Origin of the sequence: Gordonia sp. i37, from assembly GCF_002043085.1 — a bacterium.
In the GTDB taxonomy this organism is placed as follows: Bacteria; Actinomycetota; Actinomycetes; order Mycobacteriales; family Mycobacteriaceae; genus Gordonia; species Gordonia polyisoprenivorans.
Genome location: NZ_MVPX01000272.1, coordinates 1 through 9,491, shown reverse-complemented (window position 1 = coordinate 9,491; position 9,491 = coordinate 1). Strand labels below are relative to the sequence as shown.

8 protein-coding genes and 1 pseudogene are annotated in these 9,491 nt (G+C 68.0%); 7 read left to right on the top strand and 2 right to left on the bottom strand.

Annotated elements, in window-relative coordinates:
- Both B1964_RS13410 and B1964_RS13405 read right to left on the bottom strand, forming a co-directional pair.
- Nucleotides 1–843 (bottom strand): annotated as a pseudogene (locus B1964_RS13410) (NAD(P)/FAD-dependent oxidoreductase); the annotation flags it as partial.
- A complete protein-coding gene (locus B1964_RS13405; RefSeq protein ID WP_020170916.1) occupies nucleotides 840–1,538 on the bottom strand; it encodes a GNAT family N-acetyltransferase in 699 nt (232 codons plus the stop codon). The gene B1964_RS13405 and the pseudogene B1964_RS13410, both read right to left, overlap by 4 nt.
- Before the next feature lie 310 nt (nucleotides 1,539–1,848).
- On the opposite strand from B1964_RS13405, the gene B1964_RS13400 reads away from it, so the two are divergent.
- The 7 genes from B1964_RS13400 to B1964_RS13370 form a co-directional block, all read left to right on the top strand.
- The gene (locus tag B1964_RS13400) at nucleotides 1,849–2,316 is read left to right on the top strand and encodes an SAV_6107 family HEPN domain-containing protein (RefSeq protein WP_006370514.1); all 468 of its coding nucleotides are present in this window, start codon (nucleotides 1,849–1,851) and stop codon (nucleotides 2,314–2,316) included.
- A gap of 221 nt (nucleotides 2,317–2,537) precedes the next feature.
- Nucleotides 2,538–2,942: a DUF3040 domain-containing protein gene (locus tag B1964_RS13395; protein ID WP_006370513.1), complete on the top strand. Its 405-nt coding sequence runs from the start codon at nucleotides 2,538–2,540 to the stop codon at nucleotides 2,940–2,942.
- Between the two features lie 432 nt (nucleotides 2,943–3,374).
- The gene (gene mraZ, locus B1964_RS13390; protein ID WP_006370512.1) at nucleotides 3,375–3,815 is read left to right on the top strand and encodes a division/cell wall cluster transcriptional repressor MraZ; all 441 of its coding nucleotides are present in this window, start codon (nucleotides 3,375–3,377) and stop codon (nucleotides 3,813–3,815) included.
- A 225-nt stretch (nucleotides 3,816–4,040) separates the two neighbouring features.
- Nucleotides 4,041–5,081 carry a 16S rRNA (cytosine(1402)-N(4))-methyltransferase RsmH gene (gene rsmH, locus B1964_RS13385; RefSeq protein WP_006370511.1) on the top strand — a complete coding sequence of 347 codons (1,041 nt, stop codon included), beginning with the start codon at nucleotides 4,041–4,043 and terminating at the stop codon, nucleotides 5,079–5,081.
- Nucleotides 5,078–5,959 (top strand): hypothetical protein, encoded by an 882-nt coding sequence (locus B1964_RS13380; RefSeq protein ID WP_020170917.1) that lies wholly within the window; start codon nucleotides 5,078–5,080, stop codon nucleotides 5,957–5,959. The genes rsmH and B1964_RS13380 overlap by 4 nt, the downstream gene beginning before the upstream one ends.
- Nucleotides 5,960–5,980: 21 nt before the next feature.
- The gene (locus tag B1964_RS13375) at nucleotides 5,981–7,900 is read left to right on the top strand and encodes a penicillin-binding protein 2 (protein ID WP_158512637.1); all 1,920 of its coding nucleotides are present in this window, start codon (nucleotides 5,981–5,983) and stop codon (nucleotides 7,898–7,900) included.
- 192 nt (nucleotides 7,901–8,092) lie between these two features.
- On the top strand, nucleotides 8,093–9,491 hold a 1,399-nt coding region (locus tag B1964_RS13370; RefSeq protein ID WP_079930109.1), incomplete at its 3' end, for a UDP-N-acetylmuramoyl-L-alanyl-D-glutamate--2,6-diaminopimelate ligase.

Genomic DNA, 9,491 nt, shown 5'->3' with positions numbered 1-9,491 from the left:
CCCGCCAGTGGTCGCCACATCGGGTGATCGCGGTGGCCGCCGCACCGGTGATCACCTCGCCACCGTCACCGGTGAGACGGTGCACCAGGGCATCGGTCAACGCTCCGCTGCCCCCGACGGCGCGGCCGGGTGGGATCTGGTGCATCAGTGCCGCGAACCCGATCATCGGAGCGGTCGCGGGGGCGCTCATGGGCGGGCCCGACTGGGCGCCGAACCAGGCCAGGGCGGCCTTGAGGTGCTCGGAGCCGAACCAGCGGTCCAGCAGGGCATCCCCGGACGACATCAGATCCTGGGTCACCGACATCATCCGACCCGATCGCGCACCGAACAGGCCGGTCCGCGCGGTGGTGGCGGTGGGGCCGAGCCCGCCGAAGGCACGCGCGAACCGACCCGGCGTGGCCGGCTCGTAGAAGGAGCGCATGAGAGCTCGGGCGCGCGGTGCCCAGGTCGCCACGAAGGCGCGGTAGGCGTCGGCGTCGGACGTCCACAGGCACGTTCGATCGAGGCGCACGTGGCGTCGAGGTCGGTGCGGAAGACGATCGGACCGGCGGTGTCGGTCGCCGGACAGAACGCCCACGGGTCGCAGTCGAGGTAGGTCAGGCCGGCGTCGGCGAGTGCCAGTTCGTCGAGGACCGGGGAGTGGCGGATCATCAGGTGCGCCGACGAGCCCCGGTCGACGCGATAGCCGGGAAAGCGTTCGATGGTCGACACCGCCCCACCGGGGATGGTGTCGCGCTCGACGACGCTCACCGAGCGCCCGGCCCGGGCCAGATAGGCGGCCGCGACCAGCCCGTTGTGGCCGGCGCCGACGACGATCGCATCGCCCACCGGGTGCCCGGTCATCGGGTGCGGTCGGATTCGCCGGGAACGATGGGACCGGCGGCGGCGCCCGGCACGATCGTGGGTGCGGCCAGGGGTAGTCGACGCCCGAGGAAAGCGAACGGGCGCGGGTCGCCGGTGAAGGTGAATCCGCGCAGCACGTCACCGAATCCCATGCGCCGGTACAACGCCCAGGCGCGGTTGCCCTCGTCGGCGATTTCCGGGGTGGACAACAGGACGTGGTGTTCGGGTCGGTCGGCGAGCAGGCGATGCAGCAACCATTCACCGATCCGATGCCCCTGGGCACTCGGATGGACGTGGAGTTCGGTCAGCTCGAAGTAGTCCTCGGTGATCTCATCGATGACCCGCGGGTCCCGACCGATCGATCGCAAGCCGGCGCGGAGTTGCTGATTCCACCATTGGTCGCGCGCTCCGCGATAGCCGTAGGCGATGCCGACGAGCACCTCATCGCCGCCGGGGGACAGGGGCGGCTCCAACCGTCGGCGGACGAGGTCCAGCGAGCCGTCCTCGGCGTGGGGCGCGGTCGCGATCGCGCCGTAGGCCTCCCAGCCGGGTCGACGGATGTGCTCGCGCCACAATCCGGCGCGATGCATCTCGGTCCCGCGTGGGTAATTCATCGCTGTGACGTAGATCTCGAGCGCGGGACCGAGCCAGACCGCACAGTCACGTCCGTCGAGACGGGCGATCCGAATCGTCACGTGCGGTCCTTCCTGTCGTCGTTCCTTGCACCCCGGCCGAGTGCGGCATTGTGTCGGTGGCGTCGGGCATGGTGTTGCGCATCGGGTTGCCCGCACGCCTTGCTCCGGCGACCAGATCTGACTAATATTGAATCTGTCGAACGGGTGTTCGATGAATGTGCCTCCGCAAGCTGTTCGCCGCCACCCGACGACCGACGCGGTCCGGCGGTGGGCGAGGGAAGCGCCTGCCCTCGGACCGCGTTGACCCGAGGGAACGGCCGGTACAGCCCAACTGGCCGCCCGTGAGCACCGCGACAACGGAGGGAGGCCCATGATGACACGTCGAACGACCACACAGGTCGAGGTGGATCCGATCGTGGTCGGGCGCGCACGTGACCTGCTCGAACGTGCCGATCTCCTTCTCGAGAACGCCGACGGGATCACCGACGACGCCGAACGCTTCCGGCAGCTGTACCTCACCGCGCTGCGGGCCGCCGGTGCCGCACTGGCCATCGGTGAGCCGACCAGCGGCCGTTCGACGCGCGGGTTGTCGTCGAACGCGTGGAATCGTCTGGCGGTGATCATGCCGGATCTGGCCGAACAGGCCGAACGCTTCGCCGCATGGTCTGTTCTTCGAATGAACATCGAGGCCGGATTGGAGCGAGACGTCGATCCCGTCGTCGTCGCCGAGCTGCATCGCCTGGTGTTGACATTCCTGGACACGGTCGAGGGCGTGGTGATCGCCTACGAACAAGGCGGACATGGTGCGCAATCCGGATCGCTGGCACATCCTGCGTGATGCGCCACAACCCGTTGGGGGTCACGCATCGATGCCTCGCCACGTCATCGCATAGGCGCCGGTAACAGCCCCGAACACAAAAACGATCCAACGAGTGCGGTTATGGTGGTCGCCGCCGGAATCACCTCGTATCATGGTCGTAGGCCGCGAACACAGTCATCAGGCGAGTATCGCGGCGAACATCTCGTCGATGGCTCGTCGGTAACAGGTAAGGAGGGTCGGTGCCACTCTCGGAGCACGAGCAGCGCATGCTCGAAGAGATCGAAAGCGCTCTGTACGCGGAGGACCCGAAGTTCGCGTCCAGCGTTACCCGGCGCCGCCTCGGGCGGTCGACCGGTCGTCGCCGCATCCAGGCGGCCGTCGTTTTCGTCCTCGGTCTCGCGCTGTTGATCGTGGGACCCATCATCGGACTCGACGTGGGTGGTTTCCCCATCCTGAGTCTCGTCGGCTTCCTTGTCATGTTCGCCGCCGCGCTGCTTGCGCTCTGGGGCGGGCTACCCGGCAAGGGTGCGCCGCCATCGGCCGACCGCGGCTCGGGCGGGCGCGGCTCGAAGGCCGCAACGCCCAAGCGCAAGTTCACCGAACGCATGGAAGACCGCTTCAACCGCCGGTTCGAGCAGGAGTGATCCCGCGACGAACCCACTGAGGTTCCGCGACTGACTCACCACAGCAGCCGCACACCCCTACGGGGTGTGCGGCTGCTGTCGTATGCCCGCTTCCGGGGCTCGGCCACCGGATCCATCAAGTCCCCCTGCCACGCCCCACCGCGTTCCCCACCACGCCCCACCCGATGCCCCACCACGCCCCACGAGGCCGAAGTAGCAACCTCACCAGCCCTATTCCTCACCACAGGCCACAACTGTCAGGCCTTGTCCTGTCGACGACACGACCGATCCGTGCCGTGTCGAACCCTGACTTCTGCTCTTGACCTGCGTGTTTATGGTCGGGTGGGGAATCGAGGCGGGTTTGGGGTGGAAAGTGGTGGAAAGTGGGGTACTGTGGGCGTCACTGGGTGAGGCGATCCGGAACGCCGGACCCGGTGGGCGGGAGGTGCCGACATGTCGACGAGATTTGTCGGTACCTACACGCCCAAGTTGGACGACAAGGGGCGACTCACGTTGCCCGCGAAGTTTCGCGACGCATTGGCAGGAGGGGTGATGGTCACACGCGGCCAGGACCACAGCCTGTCGGTGTATCGGGCCGAGGAGTTCGATGCGATCGCGGAGAAGACGATGGAGGCGTCGCGCAACGATCCCGAAGCGCGCGCATTCCAGCGGTACTTCTTCGCCAGCACCGACGAACAACGGCCCGACGGGCAGGGGCGGATCACCCTGTCGGCCGAGCATCGGCAGTACGCGGGACTGTCCAAGGAGTGTGTGGTGATCGGCAGTTTCGATCACCTGGAGATCTGGGACGCACAGGCATGGCGTGACTACCAGAGCCAGCATGAGGAGAACTTCTCGGCGGCGAACTCCGCGGCGTTGAGCGCGGTGCTCTAACTCCGCAACGTGGGTGCAGGACAGATGCACAGGGCTTCGGGTGGCACGAGGCCCCGACCCGGTCCGACCCTGGCGTACTTCCCCAACGCCAGGTGCGCGATCGGGTCGGGACCCCGCTCCACCACAAGCCGACACAAGCAACACACGACAGCCACCCCTCATCGAGGCCGGCCCGCGCGACGGGAGCGGCCGCTCGGGGGTCGGCGCACTCGGAGGGGCAGGCCGGTGACACCGCAGGACGACGACAACAGTGCGGGTGCGCAGACCCCGCCGTCGCGTCGCTCGGGTGAACGCCGTTCCGGCGAACACGGGCACGTGCCCGTCATGGCTCGACGCATCATCGAATCGTTGCGCCCGGCTCTCTCGAATCCCACTGTCGCACAACCGGTGTTCGTCGATGCCACGCTCGGCGCCGGTGGTCACACCGAGTTGATCCTGCGGGAGTTCGGGTCGGTCCGGGTCATCGGGATCGACCGGGACGCGGCTGCACTGGACATCGCCGCTACCCGTCTGGCCGACTTCGGCAATCGAATCACCTTCCACCAGGCCAGATTCGATGAACTCCCAGCGGTTCTCGCCGAAGCCGGCGCCGACCGCATCGATGCCGCCCTCTTCGATCTCGGCGTGTCCTCGATGCAGCTCGACCAGGCGGATCGGGGATTCGCCTACGCCGTCGACGCACCACTGGACATGCGAATGAATCCCGAGGCCGGTCCTACTGCGGCCGATGTGCTCAACACCTATTCGCACGGTGACATCGCCCGCATACTCCGCGAATACGGTGATGAACGCTTCGCCGGCAAGATCGCGTCGGCGATCGTGCGTGAACGCGAGCGTGAGCCCTTCACCACCAGTGCGCGGCTCGTCGAACTGCTCTACGCGACGATCCCGGCGGCCACCCGGCGCACCGGTGGGCACCCGGCCAAGCGGACCTTTCAGGCGCTGCGGGTGGAGGTCAACGGCGAGCTCGAGGCGCTCCGGCAAGCGCTTCCGGGGGTCCTCGCGTCGCTGCGGGTGGGTGGCCGTGTGGCGATGATGAGTTACCAGTCGCTCGAGGACACAATCGTCAAGCGGGAGTTCGCATTACGGACGACCTCGACCTCGCCGCCCGGTCTACCGGTCGAATTGCCCGGCACGGCACCACGATTTCGACTCGTCACCCGGGGGGCCGAGCGCCCTGACCAACAAGAACTCGACACCAATCCGCGATCGGCACCGGTCCGGGTCCGCGTCATCGAACGAATCGCAGAGGAGGAGGTGAGATGACCCTTCTCGACGACATCGAACGCCAGGATCGACTGCGCGACAAGGATTCCGACACCACCGAACGCACCACCCGGCACACCCGCGGCGGAGTCGGACGGCCGACCCGATCGCGGGCGGCCCAGCGGGCGATCGATCGGCACAGCAAGCGGATCGCCGCGCAGGAGCGGGGATCGCAACGTGGTTCGGTCTCCAAGCCCGTCGTCGTGGCGTCTCGTACCCGGCGGATCAGCCTGTCCGAACGGCTCTCCCGTATACCCTTCGTCATCCCGGTGCTGCTGGTGCTGGCCTTCGGCCTGGGTTTGAGCCTGTGGCTCTCCACCAAGGCGGCGCAGGACTCCTATCAGATCGGCATCGCCCGCCAACAGAATCAGGAGTTGCTCGATCGCACCGACGCACTCAAGCGCAGCTTCGAGTCGGGTAACTCGGCACCCGAATTGTCCGATGCGGCAGGGGCACTCGGGCTGGTGGTCGATCAGAACCCGGCACGCATGGTGGTCGGCGCGGACGGCAAGCCACACATCGTCGGCGACCCGGAGCCGGCCACCGGAAAGCGGATGCCCTCGATCAATCCCGATGATCAGCCCAATCCGGCTGCCACGATCGATCCGAAGAAGGTCGACGATTCGGTGGGTCTCGGTGGCGCCCAGAGCGCCGCACCGAACTCCACTGCACCGAACTCCACCACACCGAGTTCCGGCGCTCCGGCCGGCACCGCGACGCCGGGTGCAACGGCCCCGACGACCCCGGCACCTGCCGGTGCCGTCACGGCACCGCCGGCCCCGGTGGCGACCGCGCCTGCGCCCAATGTGCTGCCGCAGGCCGTGCCCGCGCCGGCGACGAGCAACCCGCCGAGCGGAAATTCGCCGGAGACGCGTTAGTACGGTGGACAATTGACGATCATGACGACACGTGCGACCAGACCGGCCGCCTCCGGCCATTCGGCCGCCGGCGGAGCAGGCCGATCGCCCGCCGGCGGAGCAGGCCGATCACCGCGGCCCCCCCGACAACCCCCGAAGCGGCCGCACACCTTTGTGGTTCGCAGTCGGATCGCGGGTGTGGTGGTACTGCTCGCGGTCATCGCCGTGGCCATCCGCATGGTGGTGGTCCACACCATCGAGGCACCGTCGCTGGCGCAACAGGCAGCTGCGCAGCGCGAATACACGCAGATCATGACCGCCAAGCGTGGGGCGATCCTCGACCGCAACGGACGGCCGTTGGCCTACACCGACGAGGCACGGTCGTTGACCTTTCTGCCCAAAGCGGTGCGCAACTCGATCGCCAAGGCGCACAAGGACAATCCCAGCCTGCCTGACGTCGAGACGCGATTGCACCAGATCGCCGACGGTGTCTCGGGCGCGCTCGGCGGATCGATCAGCGCCGACGACCTCTACAAGAAGCTCACCAGCGACGAGACGTTCGTCTATCTCGCGCGCTCGATCAGCCCGGACGTCGCGTCGCGGATCACCACCGACTACCCCGAGGTCGGGGCCGATCCGCAGAGCGTGCGGATCTATCCCGGTGGATCGCTGGCCGCCAACATCGTCGGGGACGTCAATTACGACGGCAACGGACTGATCGGTCTCGAGGCCTCACTCGACTCGGTGCTGGCCGGCACCGACGGCTCCAAGACCTACGACCGCGGTTCCGACGGCGCGATCATCCCCGGATCGACACGCAACGTCCACCCGGCGATCAACGGGGCCAACGTGCAACTGACCATCGACTCCGACATCCAGTGGTACGTGCAGAGCGAGGTGATGAAGGCCAAGGCCGCATCCGGGGCACGGTCGGCGTCGGCGGTGGTGCTCGACGCGAAGACCGGTGAGGTGCTCGCGATGGCCAACGACGGCACGTTCAACGCATCCAAGCCGTTGTCGGATCAGCCCGACGCCAACCTCGGCAACCCCGCGGTGACCTCACCGTTCGAGCCGGGCTCGGTGAACAAGGTGATCACCGCCTCGGCGGCGATCCAGTACGGATTGACGACACCCGAACAGGTCCATCAGGTTCCCGGCAGCATCCACATGGCCGGGGTGACCGTCAACGACGCGTGGGTGCACGGTGTCGCCCCGTACACCACCACCGGGATCTTCAGTAAGTCCTCCAACGTCGGCACCCTCATGTTGGCCCAGCAGGTCGGCGAGCAACGGTTCGCCGACATGGTGAACCGCTTCGGGCTCGGCCGCATCACCGGCGTCGGTCTGCCCGCCGAGAGCGGCGGCGAGGTTCCCGCGCTGAGCCAGTGGTCCGGTGGTTCGTTCGCGAACCTGCCGATCGGACAGGGCCTGTCGATGACGCTGTTGCAAATGACCGGCATGTACCAGGCCATCGCGAATGACGGACTGCGCATCCCGCCGCGCATTCTCGAGTCCGAGACACGACAGGGGCAATCGCCGTCCGACGAACCACGACCACAGGGCGTGCAGGTCGTGAGCCCACAGACCGCGGTGACGGTGCGCAACATGTTCCGCGGGATCTTCCAGGACGATCCGACGGGCGAGCAGGAGGGTACCGGCGCCAAGGGCGCGGTACCGGGCTATCAGCTGTCCGGCAAGACAGGTACGGCACAGCAGGTCGATCCCGCGTGTGGGTGCTACTCGAACTCGAGCTACAACATCACCTTCGCGGGGATCGCCCCGGCCGATGACCCACGGTTCGTCGTCGGGATCATGCTCGACAATCCCAAGCGCAGTTCCGACGGTTCGGGTGGGCAGTCGGCCGCACCGCTGTTCAAGTCCATCGCATCGTGGATCCTGCAGCACGACCGCATCCCGCAATCGCCGCAGCCCACACCGCGTATGGTGCTGCAGGCTTCGTGAGCCCCGACGCCCGGCGCCGACCCTGCACGGGTGGCAGCCGGGCTGACGGTATCGTGGGTGCGTTCACGGGCGTATCAGACAACACCGGCCGGCAGTGGCATACGAGCGTCGGCACACGACAGCCGATACATGACCAGGGGTTCGTCCGGACCCGAGACGTGTTCGACGGGGTGAGAGGAGGGGATCGGCACGATGGCAGCAGCACGAAGCGGATCGTCTCGGCGGCGTCGGCCGACCGACCTGAGCCGCCCCACCCATCTCGATCCCACCGAGGTCGGCGTCCTCTCCCAGGCGACCGGCGCGCGGCTCGATCTGGTGGGCGAGGCGAGTGCGTCAACCGCCGTCACCGGGGTGTCACTGCGCGCTCAGGACGTCCGGCCGGGTGACCTGTTCGCGGCGCTACCGGGGGCCCGCACCCACGGTGCCCGATTCGCCGCCGACGCCGTCGAACGCGGCGCGACCGCCGTGCTCACCGACGCCGCGGGACGAGCCGAATTGGCGCGTGTCCTACCCACCGACGCCACCTGCGCGGTCCTCGTGCATCCCGAACCCCGGCGTGTCCTCGGCGGGGGCAGTGCCCGCATCTACGGCAATCCGTCACAGCGACTCAAGCTCATCGGCATCACCGGTACCTCCGGCAAGACCACGACGTCCTACATGGTCGAGGCGGCACTGCTGGCCGCCGGGCACTCGGTGGGATTGATCGGCACCGTCCAGACGCGGGTCAACGGCGTCGCGGTGCCGAGTTCGCTCACCACCCCCGAGGCCCCGACGCTGCAGGGGTTGCTCGCCGCCATGGTCGAACGCGGCGTCGACGCCGTGGTCATGGAGGTCTCGAGCCACGCGTTGGCGCTCGGACGCGTCGACGGTGCACATTTCGCGGTGGGCGCATTCACGAATCTGTCGCAGGATCACCTCGATTTCCATCCGACGATGCGCGCCTATTTCGAGGCCAAGGCACTCCTGTTCGCTGCCGGATCGTCGACCCGCGCGGTTCGCTCGGTGATCTGCGTCGACGACGAGTGGGGACGTCGGATGGCCGAGATAGCTTCTGCCGGTTCGTCATTCGCTCCGGTGACAGTGTCGACGACGGACGTCGCGGCGACCTGGCGTGCCGAGCAGGTGACCGTCGAGCCGGACGGGTCGCAGCACGTCACGCTCGCCGGCCCCGGGCGCAGCGGCGTCGAGATGGTGCTGCCCCTGCCCGGCCGGTTCAACGTGGCCAACGCCACCCTGGCCGTCGCGATCGCCGTTGCCGCCGGGGTGAGCGCCACCGAGGCCGCCACCGCGATGGCGCAGGTGTCGGTGCCCGGTCGACTCGAGCGGGTCGACCGCGGACAGCCGTTCCTGGCGATCGTCGACTACGCGCACAAGCCCGGCGCCCTCGACGCCGTGCTGTCGACGTTGCGCGCACAGAGCACGGGCCGGATCGGTGTGGTCGTCGGCGCAGGCGGAGATCGGGACCACGGTAAGCGCCCCATGATGGGCGCCGCGGCCGCCCGCGGGGCCGAGCTGGTCATCATCACCGACGACAACCCGCGCACCGAGGACCCCGCGGCGATCCGGGCGGCGATGCTCGCCGGGATCGGGG